The 15,923-nt window shown below is 60.2% G+C and carries 12 protein-coding genes; 3 read left to right on the top strand and 9 right to left on the bottom strand.

The window, feature by feature from the left end; genetic code table 11:
* The first annotated feature begins 374 nt into the window (after nucleotides 1-374).
* Entirely contained in the window at nucleotides 375-1,622 is a 1,248-nt protein-coding gene (gene hemA, locus RH950_RS10190) for a 5-aminolevulinate synthase (RefSeq protein ID WP_350056320.1), read from the top strand.
* Between the two features lie 96 nt (nucleotides 1,623-1,718).
* On the opposite strand, the gene RH950_RS10185 is transcribed toward hemA, so the two are convergent.
* The 8 genes from RH950_RS10185 to RH950_RS10150 form a co-directional block, all read right to left on the bottom strand.
* A complete protein-coding gene (locus tag RH950_RS10185; RefSeq protein WP_350056318.1) occupies nucleotides 1,719-2,420 on the bottom strand; it encodes an ABC transporter ATP-binding protein in 702 nt (233 codons plus the stop codon).
* Nucleotides 2,420-3,172 carry an ABC transporter ATP-binding protein gene (locus tag RH950_RS10180; protein WP_350056316.1) on the bottom strand — a complete coding sequence of 251 codons (753 nt, stop codon included), beginning with the start codon at nucleotides 3,170-3,172 and terminating at the stop codon, nucleotides 2,420-2,422. The genes RH950_RS10185 and RH950_RS10180 overlap by 1 nt, the downstream gene beginning before the upstream one ends.
* On the bottom strand, nucleotides 3,169-4,143 hold the full coding sequence (locus tag RH950_RS10175; RefSeq protein ID WP_350056314.1) for a branched-chain amino acid ABC transporter permease: 975 nt from the start codon (nucleotides 4,141-4,143) through the stop codon (nucleotides 3,169-3,171). The genes RH950_RS10180 and RH950_RS10175 overlap by 4 nt, the downstream gene beginning before the upstream one ends.
* Before the next feature lie 3 nt (nucleotides 4,144-4,146).
* A complete protein-coding gene (locus RH950_RS10170; protein WP_350056312.1) occupies nucleotides 4,147-5,043 on the bottom strand; it encodes a branched-chain amino acid ABC transporter permease in 897 nt (298 codons plus the stop codon).
* 125 nt (nucleotides 5,044-5,168) lie between these two features.
* Nucleotides 5,169-6,296 carry an ABC transporter substrate-binding protein gene (locus RH950_RS10165; protein WP_350056310.1) on the bottom strand — a complete coding sequence of 376 codons (1,128 nt, stop codon included), beginning with the start codon at nucleotides 6,294-6,296 and terminating at the stop codon, nucleotides 5,169-5,171.
* Nucleotides 6,297-6,562: 266 nt separating this feature from the next.
* On the bottom strand, nucleotides 6,563-6,709 hold the full coding sequence (locus RH950_RS10160) for a hypothetical protein (protein ID WP_350056308.1): 147 nt from the start codon (nucleotides 6,707-6,709) through the stop codon (nucleotides 6,563-6,565).
* A 124-nt stretch (nucleotides 6,710-6,833) separates the two neighbouring features.
* On the bottom strand, nucleotides 6,834-8,420 hold the full coding sequence (locus tag RH950_RS10155) for an HD domain-containing phosphohydrolase (RefSeq protein ID WP_350056306.1): 1,587 nt from the start codon (nucleotides 8,418-8,420) through the stop codon (nucleotides 6,834-6,836).
* 220 nt (nucleotides 8,421-8,640) lie between these two features.
* Nucleotides 8,641-11,007 (bottom strand): tetratricopeptide repeat protein, encoded by a 2,367-nt coding sequence (locus RH950_RS10150; RefSeq protein ID WP_350056304.1) that lies wholly within the window; start codon nucleotides 11,005-11,007, stop codon nucleotides 8,641-8,643.
* Between the two features lie 186 nt (nucleotides 11,008-11,193).
* Here RH950_RS10150 and RH950_RS10145 point away from each other — a divergent pair, with 186 nt between their 5' ends.
* A complete protein-coding gene (locus RH950_RS10145; protein WP_350056302.1) occupies nucleotides 11,194-13,299 on the top strand; it encodes an acetate--CoA ligase family protein in 2,106 nt (701 codons plus the stop codon).
* On the opposite strand, the gene RH950_RS10140 is transcribed toward RH950_RS10145, so the two are convergent.
* Nucleotides 13,296-13,823 carry an SDR family NAD(P)-dependent oxidoreductase gene (locus RH950_RS10140; RefSeq protein WP_350056300.1) on the bottom strand — a complete coding sequence of 176 codons (528 nt, stop codon included), beginning with the start codon at nucleotides 13,821-13,823 and terminating at the stop codon, nucleotides 13,296-13,298. The genes RH950_RS10145 and RH950_RS10140 overlap by 4 nt on opposite strands.
* Nucleotides 13,824-14,383: 560 nt before the next feature.
* Here RH950_RS10140 and RH950_RS10135 point away from each other — a divergent pair.
* The gene (locus tag RH950_RS10135) at nucleotides 14,384-15,808 is read left to right on the top strand and encodes a Fic family protein (protein WP_350056298.1); all 1,425 of its coding nucleotides are present in this window, start codon (nucleotides 14,384-14,386) and stop codon (nucleotides 15,806-15,808) included.
* Nucleotides 15,809-15,923: the final 115 nt, after the last annotated feature.

Raw genomic sequence — 15,923 nt, 5'->3', positions numbered from 1 at the left:
CGCATTTTCCTGTGGGCGCCTGCCCGTTTTCAACATTCAATTTCTGTTCCTGAATGCGCGCGTCCTTCGAACCGTGCCTGCAAAAGGGCTGACGGAGAAGAGTCTCTGTTCGATTGTGTGAAGCGGGATGGTGAACCATCGGTAACGCATCAGCACGGCTCAAGCATAGACGAGCGACGTGACCCGGACTCTCTAAAGAGCCGGGATCCTAAGTCGTAGCGCGAAGCCGAGGTGCGTGTGCGTCAACATATCGCGCGAAAAATAGCCAGAATCCGCTATACCAGTCAAGCCATGAGCGTACAGTTTGACTTGGATCATTAATCCTGATCGAAAAGTGCGCCAGAATGAGACCGTACCAAAACGGGAGAGAGGCAGTGAACCTCTTCGATATCTGCCAAGACGAGCTGAACCGGATCAAGGCCGAGGACCGCTATCGCGTGTTCGCCGATCTGGAAAAGCAGGCGGACAAGTTTCCCTACTACAAGCACTACAGGGACGGCCACGTGGAGCAGGTTCTGGTCTGGTGCTCGAACGATTATCTGGCGATGGGGCAGAGCGACGTGCTGCGCGGCGCGGTGCATGAGGCTGTCGAGCAGACAGGCGTCGGCGCCGGCGGCACCCGGAATATTTCCGGGACCAGCCATTACCATGTCGCGCTGGAGGACGAACTGGCGGACTGGCACCGGAAGGAAGCGGCCCTGATTTTCACATCGGGCTACATCGCCAATGAAGCGAGCCTTTCAACCCTGCTTAGCGCCTCGCCGAACATGGATGTGTTCTCCGACCAGAAGAACCATGCCTCGATGATCCAGGGCATCCGCAAGGGGACGGCCCGCAAGCATATCTTCCGGCATAACGACCTTGCGCATCTGCGCAAACTGCTGGAAGCCGCCAATCCCGAGAGCCACAAGATGGTCGCCTTCGAGAGCGTCTATTCGATGGATGGCGATATTGGCCTGATCAGGGAAATCTGCGATCTGGCGCACGACTACAACGCCATCACCTATCTCGACGAAGTGCATGCCGTCGGCATGTACGGGCCGCGCGGCGCCGGCATCGCCGAACAGGAGGGCGTGCTGGACAAGGTCGACCTGATCGAGGGCACCCTCGGCAAGGCCATCGGCGTGCATGGCGGTTATCTCGCCGGCCCGGCCCATGTGCTGGATTATATCCGCAGCGTCGCCCCCGGCTTCATCTTCACCACATCGCTTCCCCCGATGGTCGCCGCAGCCGCCACCGCCAGCATCCGGCACCTGAAGGAAAGCGGGCAGGAACGGGCCATGCAGCAACGTCAGGCGGCGCGCCTGAAGGAAGCCTTCCGCGCGGCCGGTCTGCCGGTGATGCCGTCCGAAAGCCATATCGTGCCGCTGCTGGTCGGCGACGCGGCAAAGGCGCGCGATTTCTCCAACCGGCTGCTTTACGATCACAATATCTACGTCACCGCGATCAACTATCCGACTGTGGACAAAGGCACGGAACGCCTGCGCTTCACCCCGACGCCGCGCCACACGGACGCGATGATCGCGGAGCTGGTGGATATTCTGGTGCCGATGTTCGCCGAGGCGGGAATCCGGAAGCGGGCTCGACGCTGCATCCACACTTATCCGTCATCCCGGACTTGATCCGGGACCTTTGTGATCACAAGGTGCGCTCGGCACCAAAGGATCCCGGTTCAAGTCCGGGATGACGGATAAGTGTGGATGCAGCGTCGAGCCCGCTCAGACCCCGAGTTTCTCGTGGATCAGAGCGGCGTTCTCGTCGAGTTCAGCCGTTGTGCCTGTCCAGACCACCTGACCCTTTTCCACCACATAATGCCGGTCGGCGATGCGCTTCATGTCATCGATATTCTTGTCGATGACCAGGATCGCCTGCCCGGCTTTCTTCAGCCGTTCCAGACAGTGCCAGATCTCCTGCCGGATCATCGGAGCCAGCCCCTCGGTCGCCTCGTCGAGGATCAACAGCTTCGGGTTGGTCATCAGGGCCCGGCCGATGGCGAGCATCTGCTGCTCGCCGCCCGACAGCAGGTTGGCCATCGACGTCATCCGGACCTCGAGCTCCGGGAACATGGCCAGCACGCGCTCGACGCTCCACGGATCGCGGGAATAGAAACGGTTCGCCGCGGTCGCCACGAGATTTTCGCGCACGGAGAGGTTCGGGAAGACCTGCCTGCCTTCCGGCACCAGCCCGATGCCGTACCGCGCGATCCGGTGGGCCGGCGCCCTCGTGATATCGTCCGCCTCGAAAATTATACGGCCGGATGCGGGACGGATGATGCCCATGATGGAATTCACGGTCGTCGTCTTGCCCATGCCGTTGCGGCCCATCAGCGTCACGACCTCGTTCGAGCCGATCTTCAGACTCATGCCGAACAGGGCCTGGCTGGCGCCGTAGAATGTCTCGATTTCTTCCACTCTCAGCATCACGCCACCTCGTCGCCGAGATAGGCCCGGCGTACGGCTTCATCGCCACGAATCTCATCGGGTGTCCCGGTCGCAATGATGCGTCCATAGACCAGCACCGAAATCCGGTCCGCCAAGGCGAACACCACGTCCATGTCGTGCTCGATCAGGAGCATGGTCTTGTCGCCTTTCAGATTGCGCAGGATCTCGACCATGCGCTGGGACTCTTCTGCCCCCATCCCCGCCATCGGTTCATCAAGCAGCAGCAGGACAGGGTTGGTCGCCAGCGCCATGGCGATCTCGAGCTGGCGGTGCTCACCGTGAGACATGGCCTTGGCAATATCCTGCGCCCGGTCCTGCAGCCCGACCGCCTCAAGCGCCGCCATTGCCGGTTCCGTCAGCGCCGGGTCCTTCCGGGCCGATCGCCAGAACCGGAAAGAATGGCCGGCATGCGCCTGAACAGCGAGCGCGACGTTCTCAAGCACACTCATGTCAAGCATAAGGCTGGTGATCTGGAAGGATCTGGCCAGCCCGCGCAGCGAGCGCTTGTAGCCGGGCATACGCGTGATGTCCCGCCCGTCGAAGCGGATCGCTCCGCCGTCCGGATCGATCTCGCCTGAGAGCTGCGAGATCAGCGTGGTCTTTCCGGCCCCGTTCGGGCCGATGATCGCGTGCAGTTCCGACTGCCGGACGTCAAGATCGACATGGTCCGTCGCGGCAATCCCGCCATAGCTTTTGTAGAGGTTCCGGACCTCGAGAAACGCGCCGCTCATGACCGTCCTCCGATGCCGGCTTTGGCGCCGATCCAGCGGAACATCCCATTGATGCCGCCGCGGGTGAAGATCACCACCAGGATCAGCATGGCGCCGAAGGGAAAGTGCCAGTACTGGGTCAGGCGGGAGAGATATTCCTCAAGCAGGATGAAGACCGCGGTGCCGAGCACCGGACCGAACAGGCTGCCCGCGCCGCCGAGCACGACCATGAAGATCAGCTCACCGGAATGCACCCAGTCTCCCATTTCCGGCGTGATGAAGTTTGTGAAATTGCCGAGCAGCGCACCGGCATAGCCGCAGATCGCACCGGAAATCACGTAACAGACGAGACGATACCGATAGGTCGGGAACCCGATGGCCTGCATCCGGCGCTCGTTCCCCTTGGCCCCGGCAATCACCATGCCGAAACGGGAATGCACGATCCTGTACACCAGCCCGAGCACCGCGATCAGCGATGCCAGCACGAAGTAATAGAGGGTGAAATTGTCCTCGATATCGAGCAGACCGGCGAACTCGCTGCGCATGTTGATGGTCAGACCATCGTCGGCGCCATATTCCTCGATGGAAACGAAGGTGAAGTACACCATCTGCGCGAAGGCCATGGTGATCATGATGAAATAGACGCCCTTGGTGCGCAGGGCGATGGCTCCGGTTACAAGCGCGACCGTCGCCGCCGCCAGAATGGCGATGGCGAACTGAAGGAAGCCATTATAGATGTCGTAATAGGCCGGGATGCCGACGGCATAGGCGCCGATCACCAGATAGGCTGCATGACCGAAACTGACCATCCCGCCATAGCCGAGGATCAGGTTGAGCCCGACCGCGGCGATGCTGAGGATCATCAGGCGCATGAACAGATCCATCAGGAAGATGTTGTCGACCCATACGGCCAGCAGCGGCAAAAAGGCAAGAAAGCCGAGCCCGGCGACCATAACGAAGGCCGGAAGGCCCGTTCTGAACAAGGATGTCATGGCTCAACGCACCTTCGGCGGGAACAGGCCCTGGGGCCGGAAGGTCAACACCATGGCCATCAGGATATAGATTGCCATCGCCGACAGGGCCGGTGCCGACGTCTCGGCGCTCTCGGACGACATGACAAGCTTCAGCAACTGGTCGAGGAAAGAGCGTCCCATCGTGTCGATCATGCCGACCAGCATGGCCGCGACGAAAGCACCTTTGATGGAGCCGATACCGCCAATGATAATGACGACGAAGGCGACGATGATGATCTCGTTGCCCATGCCGATACTCGCTTCCGTGATCGGCGCGATCAGCATTCCGGCGAGCCCGGCAAGCGCGGCGCCGACGGCGAAGACCAGCGCGAACAGCTTGCCGATATCGACCCCGAGCGCCATCACCATGGTCCGGTTCGAGGCACCGGCGCGGATCAGCATGCCGATCCGGGTATGCACGACCATGACATAGAGGAAGCCGGCGACCGCGAGGCCGGTGCAGATGATCAGTATCCGGAACACCGGGAATGTGTGACCGCCGAAGAGATCGATATGGCTGTCGAGGAATTCCGGCAGCGGGATGGCCATGCCGGTCGGGCCCCAGATGAAATCCACAGCCGTGTCAAAGCACAGGATCATCCCGAAGGTCGCCAGCACATGATCCAGATGGTCATGCGTATAGAGCGTCCTGACGATGATCAACTCAACGATGTAACCGAGCAGCGCGGTCAGAGGCAGTGCAAGTATGACGCCGAGGATAAAGGAGTCCGTGAGTTGCACCAGGGTCGCACAGAAATAGGCGCCCATCATGTAGAGCGAACCGTGCGCCAGGTTCACGAAATCCATGATGCCGAAAACCAGCGTCAGGCCGGCAGCGAGCAGGAACAGGAGCACGCCAAGCTGCACTCCGTTTAGCATCTGAATTAGAAAAAGGCCCCAGTCCACCCTGCAGTCCCTAAAAAACAGTCTTATTGCGCCAGAGGCGAAAACCGAAACCGGCGGGGCTCGCGCTCCGCCGGTTTCCTGTCATCCGAGGTGGATGATCACATTTTGCATTCGGCCGCGTACGTATCCTGGTGATTTTCCAGTACCGTCTTCACGATCTTGGTGGTCCAGACACCGTCGGCGTCGGCAACGACTTCACGCAGATAGAAATTCTGGATCGGGAAGTGGTTGTTGCCGTAGCTGAACTTGCCGCGCGTAGACGGGAAATCTGCCGTCTTCATGGCGGCACGCATGCCGTCCTTGTTCGTCAGATCACCGTTCACCGCTTCGACGGCGCTCTTGATCAGGAAGATCGTGTCGTAGGACTGGGCCGCATAAAAGGACGGATAACGGCCATACTTCTTCTTGAAACCCGAGACGAACTTCTTGTTCTGCGGGTTGTCCAGATCCGGACCCCAGTGCTGGGTATTACGGGAGCCGAGAACGCCCTTGAGATCGCCTTCCTGCAGTTTCGGCAGGGCAATCGAATCGACAGTGAAGACAGTATAGAGCGGCAGCGTGCCCTGCAGGCCGGCCTGCTCATACTGCTTGATCAGCGCACCGCCAGCCTTGCCCGGGTAGAACACCCAGAGAGCCTCTGCACCGGAGGCCTTCGCTTTCGCCAATTCCGCGGAGAAGTCGAGCTGAGCGTCCTTGCCCCATTTGGTCAGATCACGCCCGACGATCTTGCCTTTGAAGGTCCGTTCAACGCCCGCAATCATGTTCTTGCCGGCAGCATAGTTCGGAGCCATGACATAGACCGATTTGACGCCGTTCTGATTCAGGACCTCGCCCATCGCCATCGGGGTCTGGTCGTTCTGCCATGAGGTGGAGAAGAAATTCTTGTCGCACTGGTCGCCAGCGAGCTGGGACGGACCGGCATTGGAGCTGATCAGGAACGTCCCGGAATCCAGTGCCGGCTTTTTCGAGGCCAGCAGCACGTGGGACCAGATAAAGCCGCCGATGAAATCGACCTTGTCTTTCTTCACCAGCTTGTCGACTTTCTGCTTACCGGTCGGCGGCTTGAAGCCGTCATCCTCGATAATCAGTTCGACATCAAGCCCGGCCATCTTGCCGCCGATATCTTCCATCGCGAGATTGACCGCATCGACCATGTCCTGGCCGATCACGCCTGCCGGTGTCGTGATGGTGGTGACAAATCCGATTTTTACCTTGTCAGCTGCCATTGCCGGAGCAGCCAAAAAAGCTCCCATTGCCGCAAGGGCAGTAATTTTTCTAAGCATTACACAAGCCTCCCAGTTTGATGCGGCAACTATGCCACAACAAGTACCTGCAACATAGTGCACACCTGGTTATGAAAGTGCAGTATACTTTCGCCCGTGGCAATCCTGTTGCTCGAGTGCGTGCCCGGTATCCCTGTCATTTCGGCCACCTTGGAGACCGAACCGCGCAAGACCTGCTGCAGTTGAAGGTTATTTCAAACTTAAATCAATCAAAATTCGACGGCAGTGTCCCGGTTCATGTTTTCCGGCGCCATGATCGGGATAATGATTGTTACCGCAACGCCCTTTCCTGGGTCGGACGCCATGGAAACAGCGCCACCGGGAGCCCCATGCATGATGGAATAGACGAGCTGCATGCCAAGGCCGCCGCCGCTACCGAATTCCGTCGTAGAGAGTCGAAAAGAAAGGCCCGAACACGCGGCCCGCCATCTTCAGCGGCATGCCCTTGCCATATTGCTCCGGCGGTGAACCAGGCTTGGCTCAGGTCAGCGCCGCCGACTCATCAGCATGGGTCATCCTGATGTCGATCATGGTTGTCAGGTTTTCCAGGAACACATCAACAACCACAGGGTCGAAGTGAAGGCCTTTTTGTTCCCGAATGTGCTGCACCGCTTTTTCAACCGGCCATGCTTTCTTGTAGACCCGCTCAGAAGTCAGCGCGTCAAAAACATCGACAAGCCCGATGATCCGTCCTTCGATCGAAATCTCGTCCGCCTTGATGTTGTACGGATAGCCACCGCCGGCCCATTTTTCGTGATGTTCGAGCGCAATACGTGCCGCCAGCTTCAGGATCGGCATGTCCGACGTGCGCAGCATTTCATACCCGATCGTCGTGTGCTCCTGCATCGCCTGCCACTCGTCCGCATCGAGTTTACCGGGCTTGCAGAGAATCGCATCGGGAATGCCGATCTTGCCGATATCGTGCAAAGGGGCCGCCCGGAAAAGCAATTCTGAATCTGATCGGCTGAAGCCGAGTTTGTCGGCAATCTCACGGGCATAGAGCGCGACCCGCGAGACATGGCGCCCGGTTTCACCGGACCGGGTTTCGACGGCCTCGCCCAGGCGCAGCACGATCTCGCGTTGCGCACGTTCGGTCTGGTCGTGCAGGCGAAGATTGTCGAAGGCGGTCAGCATCTGGGAAATGAAAACATCGACAATCTGTGCATCCGACTCGTTCAGTCTTTGCAGCTCAGGCAGATACAGAAGGCTGGGTTGGCCATTGCGTCCGACGATACCGGTCATCAGCGCATTGTCAGTGCGGCTGGTGTGAATACCAGGCCCACGCCCGGCCAATTCACCGGCCAGTTTTTCCGCGTCCGAGTCCAGCGAAAGATCCGTCAGTTTGCGCCGATCACCGCTCCTGTTCAGACCTGCCACGATCTCGAAATCCTGCGCCGACCTGGAATGCGCATCGGCGACAGCAAGAACACCGGACGGTTCGAGTTTGTCCTTTGGACCACGGTTCATATTCGCGATAAAATCGAGATTCTCGAGTATCCCGTCTGCAAAATCATCCAGCCTGGGTTTTTCAAACAATGCAGTAGAGGCCTGCAACACCTTCATCAGGCCGCGGCGATTTTGTTCCATGGCAAGAAATTGCTGGTAGGAGCGCAGACCCGCATAGGCGAGCGAAAAGAGCTTCTGTGCGCTGAGCTCGGTCTTTTCCTTATAGTCGCTGATATCGTAGTCGATGATGACGCTTTGTTCCGGCGCGTGCCCCGGTTGGCCGGTCCGCACGACCAGTCGGATAAGCTTGTTGCCCATCTCCTGGCGAATATAGCGGATCAGGTCGAGGCCGGCATTCGGCGTTTCCATCACCACGTCAATCAGAGCAAGGCCAATATCGGGATGTTCAGACAGGATCTGTTTGGCTTCAGCGGCCGAGTAAGCCGATAGAAGATCAAGCGGTCTGCCTTCGACCTCAACGTCGCGCAACACAAGAGTCGTCGTCGCCGCCACGTCGCGGTCGTCATCAACAATGAGGACCTTCCAGGGCTCTACACTGTTGCTCGACACGCCGGGCTCTTCGACGAGAAATTCGAGAATGTTCAGGTCTTCATCGGACATTCAGCTGCCAACCGTGCCACGCAGCTTCAACGCGACACGAGCTCCCCTTAAATGCGCGAGAACCAGTCGAAAGTTCCCCGATATTCATTAAGTCTAGAAATACTCGGTAATCCTGAATTAAGAATTAACGCAGAACAACGAAACAAGCTGCCCGTTACCCGCTGCGCAGGACGCGATCCTCTGCCGACAGTCCCCCCGAGGGGATCATTGCGGTTTCGTTTCAGGAACATCGGCAGAAGCTTGTCCAGGCCGCTGTCACCTGCTCCTCGACGCCACGCGCGTACCGGTCCTTATCGCACAGGGGAGACGTCGAAACCTCCTGCCGCAGCGTCTGGCGTGTCCGGGCCAGTCGCGGCAGATCGGACGCCAGATCAACCCCGAGCGCGAAAAAATCGTCCGCTGTTTCAACAGCCCAGTGCGGATATCCGGCATTGCTCAGATGACTGAGGGAGTGTCGACCCGCAAAATGGCTTTGTGTCGCGAGTGTGATGACGGGAACGCCCATCCAGAGCGCCTCGCAGGTCGTCAGCCCCCCGGAATACGGCATTGAATCAAGCGCGACATCCATCAGCCCGTAACCGCCGAGAAACTCCTCGTGATAGGTGAACGTCTTGAAATCCACCCGCTCCGGCGCAACACCGGACGTCGCCAGACCGGAGCGGATGTCGTGCTGGATCTGCGGGTCGTCAAAACCGCGATAGGCGAGCAACAGGCGGGAGTCCGGAACCGCGTCCAGAACCCGGCACCACAGCGCCAGGGTGTCGTCGCTGAGTTTTGCCGGGTTGTTGAAGCTGCCGAATGTTACGAAGCCATTGGCCAGCGCCGGGCTCGGAGATACCGGCGGAGACGTCGGAATCGGCAGGAAGCAGATGTAATCGTCCGGCAGAACCAGCCAGCGCTCGGAATAGATTTCTTCGGTCCCGGGCATGGTCTGAAACCGGTCGGTGACAAGATAGTCCATCGTGTTGAGACCGGTCGTGCCGACATAGCCCATCCAGGTCATCTGCAGCGGTGCCGCACGCCTGGCAAACATCCCCATGCGGTTTCCGGCCGAATGCCCGGCGAGATCGAACAGGATATCGACCCTGTCTTCCAGGATTTGGCCCCGCAGGGTCTCGTCATCCTTGCCGGTCGCATCGAACCAGCGGTCCGCGTGGCGACGGAGGTCCTGGGTAAACAGGTCTCCCTCCCCCGAGTCGGAATAGACCGAAATCCGGAACCGGCTGCGCGAGAGATGCGTCAGCACCGGCATCAGGAAAAAGCCCACCGGGTGGCGCTTCAGGTCCGGCGAGACAAAACCCAGATGGATCTGGCGCCCTTCAGTGCGATCCACTTCATAGCCGAGCGGCTCTTCGGCCGGCGCGTGTTCCCGCTCCCACTCCCGGTGTCTCATAAAGAGTGATCGCGCGGAAACGCCGGTTTCGTAATTGTGCCCCATCAGCAGACCGGACTGGATCGTCCGGTCCTCCGGAAATGCCGAACGGGCCCAGCGCAACAACCGAGCCGCCATCGGGCGCTTGCGGGACTGCCGGTGTGCATTCGCCAGGCCGACGAACATGTCCCGGTCGGTCCCGCCCGAAATCATGGCGCTCTTCATGGCAATAATGGCGGCGCCGTATGCACCTCGATCGAGCAGGAACTTGCCCAAATTGCCCCATGCTCGGGACTTCAGCGGATCGACACAAAAGACGCGGCGATACCCGGCACGAATGCGATCCGCCGGCTCCCCGGACTTGGCCAGAACGACAAGATGGTTTTCGAATGCGGTCAGTTTTCCGGGGTCCAGCAGCAAAGCGCGGCGGTACCCGGCTGCTGCGGCCAGCATCTGATCCTCCGCATGCAACGCATTCGCATAGGCAATCCAATTGTCCGCCACGGTCGAATCCAACGACACGCAAAGGCGCAAGATCCTGACGGCTTTGTGGTGCAGGCGCTGGTCGAAAAAGGCGCCCCCGAGTCTGGCACTGACCTTGGCGTTTCCCGGAGTGAGCAGGAGCGCGCGCTTCAGGGCGGCGGTGGCGGCTTCCCGCTGTTTCTCCGCCTGCGCCACCAGGCCAAGTCCCATCCAGGTGTCCATGTCCACGGGGTCGCAGCAGATCACCCGGCGAAAAAGCCTTTGTGCGGTCAGCCGGTCATCCGAAACAGTCGTCTCCGCCAACAGTTTGAGAGGTCCCGGCTGGTCCGGATTGATCAGGATGACCTTGCGGGCCAGCATGCGCGCCGTTTCAGGCTGGCGGCTGCGCACCAGATTAGCCCAGTCGCTCATCGCCGACACGTTCAGCGGATCACAGCCGACAGCCGACGCATAATGGCCCTCGGCCGCGGCCAAATGCCCCTGTGAGGCCTCGGCAAAGGCCAGAAGCTGCAGGAAAGAACTTTTCCACGGTTCAAGCACGAGCGCTCTATTGAGCAGGGCTGCGCCGGCTGCCGGATCACCTCCGGCAGTCGCAGCGTCGCCGGCAAGGGACAGGACAAGTGCAATCGGCGGATGCACGGCGAGGACCGTCCGATAGAGAGACATCGCCTCCCTCAGCTGCCCGGACTGGTGCCGCGCGAAGGCCTCGTTCACCAACGCCTGTAAATCCACTCTGCCCGACTCCCGCAGCGCTGCACCGATTGCAGTCTGCCTAAGGTTTTACCGTGATGAGGAAAAATTGGCAGAGGGATTTTGCCAGACGGCAGCGGCACTTGTCATCGGTCCGGATGAGACGGCATGATTGCGGCCATCGCAATCCCGCCCGCCTGCCACTTTCTCCGATCGGACCCTGGTTCCATGCGCGACAGTCTGCTCGACGCTCTCGTCTCTCCGGCCAGCATAGCCCTGGTCGGTGCCTCGAATACGGAAGGCAAACTGACCGCGCGCCCCATGCGGTTCCTGCGGCGGCATGGCTATGCCGGCCGGATCTATCCGGTGAATCCTGGCCGCGAAACAGTGCTTGGCGAGAAAGCCTGGCCAACGGTCAGCGCCATCCCGGAGAAAATCGATTTCGCCTATATCCTGGTCGATGCCGACCCGGCCATCGCCGCCCTGCAGGATTGCGCGGCAGCCGGCGTGAAGGTTGTCGCCATTCTCGCGGACGGATTTGCCGAGGCCGGAGCGGAAGGGGAACGGCGGCAGGCAGAGGTCTGCCGTATCGCCAGGGATGCCGGGATCCTGCTGATCGGGCCGAACTCCATGGGTGTTGTCCACACGCCGTCCGGCTTCGCTGCGACAACGAATGCCGCCTTCGGCGCCGAGGAGATCGGGCGCGGCCGGCTGGCTGTGATTTCCCAGAGCGGCAGCGTGATCGGCACCCTGCTCAGCCGGGGGGCGGCGCGCGGCATCGATTTCTCGACCTTCGTCTCGGTCGGCAACGAAGCCGCATCGGGCATCGGCGAGATCGGCGAAATCCTTGTCGATCATCCGGAGATCGACGGCTTTCTCCTGTTCATGGAAACCATCCGCAACCGGCAGGCACTCGGCCAATTCGCGGCAAAGGCCCATGCCGCCGGAAAACCGGTGGTCGCCTACATGATCGGCAAATCGGAAGAAGGCCAGGCGCTGTCGGTCTCCCACACCGGTGCGCTCACAGGCTCGTCGGAGGCCGCGGACGCCCTGCTGCGCAGCTTCGGCATCCGCAAGGCCGACCAGCTGGAGACTCTGCTGGAGGCGCCGGGCGCGCTGTTCAAGGCGCGGCTCAAGCCCGGGCGCCCGAAAAGCGCAACCGTGATCGCGACAACCGGCGGCGGCGGCGCCATGGTGGTGGACCAGCTCAGCGCACGCGGCGTGACCATCTCCGGCGCCAGCGCGGCAACCCGCGCGCATTTCGCTGAACGGAAGATTCCCTGCGGTCACGGCAAGCTCGTCGATGTCACCCTCGCCGGCGCCCGCTACGAGGTGATGAAGGAAGCGGTCTCGACCCTGATCAGGGATCCCGAGACAGGCGTGCTGATCGTCGCCATCGGGTCGTCCGCGCAGTTCGACCCGGAACTCGCGGTAAAGCCCATTGCCGATGCCGTCGCCGAGGCGCCGGCCGACGCCGCACCTGTGCTGGCCTTTCCGCTGCCGCACGCGCCGGACAGCATGCGGCTGCTCGAGGCCGGCGGCGTGCCGACATTCCGCACCGTCGAGAGTTGCGCGGAAACCGTCGCCATGCTGATGGCCGACATCGTCCCGGCCGCAGCGCCCGCGGCCGCGCTGCCCGATGCCGCGCGGCGGCAGATCGATGCACTTCCCTCCGGCATCGCCGATGAGGTGGTAGCCAGCAGCGTCTTCCGCGCACTTGGCCTCACCGGTCCCGGTCAGATCGTGCTCGACCCGGATGCGGACATTCCGGACGCCCTGCCTGTCGGTTTTCCAGTCGTCGCAAAACTGGTCTCCCCGGACCTGCCGCACAAGACCGAGGCCGGCGCCATCCGCGTCGGCATCCGCAATCGTGCCGAACTGGCGACGGCGATCACGGAGATGCGCGCATCGGCGGAGCGCTATCATTCCGGCTTCGCGCTCAGAGGCATTCTCGTCCAGGAATTGTGCGAGGGGCTTGGTGAAGCCCTGATCGGCCTCTCCCGCGATCCCGTCGCCGGGCCCGTCGTAACGGTGGCGATGGGCGGGGTGATGACCGAAATCTACAAGGACAGCGCCGTCCGGCCCGCGCCGGTCGGCATCTCGGCCGCCCGATCGATGATACGGCAGGTAAAAGGCTTCGCCCTGCTGCGCGGCTATCGCGGCAAGCCCGAAGGCGATCTCGACGCCCTCGCGGACGCGGTCGCCGCATTCTCGCTGCTGGCACATGACGAGAGGATCGAGGAGGCCGAGGCCAACCCTGTCCTGGTGCGTCCCGCCGGCGCTGGCATCGTCATGCTGGACGCATTGATCCGGATTCGCGCCGGATCCGCCTAACGGGCCACGACACCGCCATCGACCGGCAGCGCTGCACCAGTAACAAAGGAGGCCTCGTCGGACAGCAGGAAAAGTGCCGCATTCGCGACCTCGTCCGGTGTTCCGATCCGTTTCATCGGCACCGCATTTTCCGTGACTTCCGCCAGGGTCTTTTGCTGCTGGTCGGGGCGGCTGCCAAAGACCTGGAACATCGGCGTCGCCACCGGCCCGGGACCGACCATGTTAACCCGGATCTTCTCCTCGGCCAGCTTCACCGCCAGAGACTTCGCGAACCCAACGACCCCGTGTTTCATTGCCGCATAGACCGGCGAGTAGCGCGACCCAACAAGTCCAGCCGTCGATGCTGTATAGAGAATCGAGCCGCCGCCGGCCTCCCGCATTTCCGGAATCGCCGCCTCGGTGGTCGCGGAGATCTGCTGGCAGTGCCACCGCCATGCCGCCCGCAGCCTAGACATGCAGACGTGGTCGTGGGTCAGGCTTACGGAGTTCTCCAGAGCCTTCATGTGTGAAAGTGTGCTGATCATTTCATTGCAGCTCGCGCAGCAGATCTCAATGACTTAGCCCCCTGCGATAGCTCTTATCTTGTCGCTATATGGGCGCGCTGGCCCTGCACAAAGGATGTCACCGCACTTCGGACAACAGATATCGAACCTATCGGTCATTGTTGTCTTTGCCTCTCTCATGGCTCTCGATGAAATCGAGCCAAAAGCTGACGGCCTTGTAGGCTTCGTAGGTCCTCGTCACGCTTCACATCACCTCCATAGCCGCGATTTTCTCCTCCGGAGTTCTTGTTGCCTGTGAGAGCTTCTATGCCTCCCGAATTAATTGGTGAATCTCGTCAGCAATCGGAAGAGTGCTGCGTTCTCTTGGGGGCGTACTCCTTTCCGTCTGAAGTTTTTCTGGGGACGAAGCGGTTTCTGGAGCTGATTGACCTGTGCGATCAGAAATGCACACGTAGTTGCGTATAGCCTCTATGCGCAATATTGATGAGTTATACGCGATATTTTCTGTCTATGCGCAAACATAATTGTTTATAGAGATTGATTTTTGCGCATAGAGCTGTTTTAATTGCGCATAGAATTTTATGCGCAAGAACGAACACCACATGCCAAAAACAATTGCCGAGAATGATCTGGCCACGATCGAGGAGGTCGTGCGCCGCCACCCCGAGGGCATCAAGCTTCGGGAAATCATCGATGCTCTAGCTGCGGACTTGCCGCGGCGGACGCTGCAATACCGCCTAAAACAGCTCGTAGACACAGGACGTGTCACCCAGCAAGGAGAGCGCCGCTGGACGAAGTATTTCCCGCCACAATCTGAAGAGCGACGAACTGACCCAACTGACGAACAGACCGAACCTACGGAGCAGATCGTTGTTCCCGTGTCGCCACAAGGCGAGCAAATTCGAGCTTATTTGCGGAAGCCACCGGAGAACCGCACACCCGTCGGATACAATCGGGATTTCCTGGATTTCTATCGCCCGAACGATGATGAGAATGCGTATTTGACCGCATCGGAGCGGGCGCATCTCGCTGAAATCGGCCAGCCCCGCATCGCGCAGCAGCCAGCCGGCACCTACGTGAAGCACATCCTCAACCGGCTGCTCATCGATCTGTCGTGGAACTCTAGTCGACTTGAGGGCAACACCTACTCGTTGCTCGATACGCGGCGCTTAATCGAGTTCGGGAAAGAAGCCGAAGGCCGTGAGCGCCTCGAAACGCAAATGATCCTGAACCACAAGGATGCGATCGAATTCCTCGCCGGCGAATCCGGTAACATCAGCTTCAATCGCTATACGATCCTGAACCTCCACGCGATGCTCGCCAATAACCTACTGGAAGACGAGGCTGCCGCCGGCCGTCTCCGTCATATTGCAGTCGGGATCGAGGGTTCGCCATTTCATCCGCTTGAGGTGCCGCCGCTTATTGAGGAGTGCTTCGATCAGGTTTTAATGACGGCAGAGGCGATCAGGGACCCATTCGAGCAGGCGTTCTTCGTCATGGTGCATTTGCCCTACCTCCAACCATTCGATGACGTGAACAAACGGGTATCCCGCCTTGCGGCCAATATCCCCTTCATCAAGGGCAACCTTACGCCGATCTCATTTATGGATGTCCCAAGCTCGATCTATACGGAAGCCATGTTGGGCATATACGAGCTGAACAAGGTCGATCTCCTCAAAGATCTTTTCGTCTGGGCCTACGAACGATCTGCGGCTCGCTATGCCGCCGCCCGCCAGTCGCTCGGGGAGCCCGATCCATTCAGACTGAAATACCGAGTCCAACTGCGGGAGCTTATCAGCAGGATCGTTAGAGAGCAGATGGGCCGTCAGCGGGCGTTCGAACTCATAACTGTATGGGCAGGGGAAAGGATCGATGCCGCTGATCGCGAGGAATTTCAGGAGTTGGCCGAAAAGGACCTCTTGAGCCTGCATGAAGGGAATTTTGCGCGCTATCAGATCCGACCGGCTCAATATGAGGCTTGGCAGAACGCCTGGAACACAAATTGACGCGGATCGCTTCTTTCCGTATGGGCCTCGAAAAACTTCTGAGGGTCAGTTTTGCGGAGCAGTGGGGCCGGCTTCCCACCGAAGCCGCTTAGGTTTCGCCCGGGCCCGCCGTGAG

The sequence above is a fragment of the Nisaea sp. genome (assembly GCF_040217065.1).
GTDB lineage: Bacteria > Pseudomonadota > Alphaproteobacteria > Thalassobaculales > Thalassobaculaceae > Nisaea.
Note: the sequence above shows the minus strand (reverse complement) of the source record. Positions and strands in the feature narration are given on the sequence as shown.

Bases quoted from the DNA above. Each gene is read 5' to 3' on its own strand.
- RH950_RS10165 (WP_350056310.1), bottom strand. From the start codon at position 6,296: ATGGCAGCTGACAAGGTAAAAATCGGATTTGTCACCACCATCACGACA.
- RH950_RS10160 (WP_350056308.1), bottom strand. From the start codon at position 6,709: ATGCAGCTCGTCTATTCCATCATGCATGGGGCTCCCGGTGGCGCTGTT.
- RH950_RS10175 (WP_350056314.1), bottom strand. From the start codon at position 4,143: ATGACATCCTTGTTCAGAACGGGCCTTCCGGCCTTCGTTATGGTCGCC.
- RH950_RS10180 (WP_350056316.1), bottom strand. From the start codon at position 3,172: ATGAGCGGCGCGTTTCTCGAGGTCCGGAACCTCTACAAAAGCTATGGC.
- RH950_RS10170 (WP_350056312.1), bottom strand. From the start codon at position 5,043: ATGCTAAACGGAGTGCAGCTTGGCGTGCTCCTGTTCCTGCTCGCTGCC.
- RH950_RS10155 (WP_350056306.1), bottom strand. From the start codon at position 8,420: ATGTCCGATGAAGACCTGAACATTCTCGAATTTCTCGTCGAAGAGCCC.
- RH950_RS10135 (WP_350056298.1), top strand. From the start codon at position 14,384: ATGCGCAAGAACGAACACCACATGCCAAAAACAATTGCCGAGAATGAT.
- RH950_RS10185 (WP_350056318.1), bottom strand. From the start codon at position 2,420: ATGCTGAGAGTGGAAGAAATCGAGACATTCTACGGCGCCAGCCAGGCC.
- RH950_RS10145 (WP_350056302.1), top strand. From the start codon at position 11,194: ATGCGCGACAGTCTGCTCGACGCTCTCGTCTCTCCGGCCAGCATAGCC.
- RH950_RS10140 (WP_350056300.1), bottom strand. From the start codon at position 13,823: ATGATCAGCACACTTTCACACATGAAGGCTCTGGAGAACTCCGTAAGC.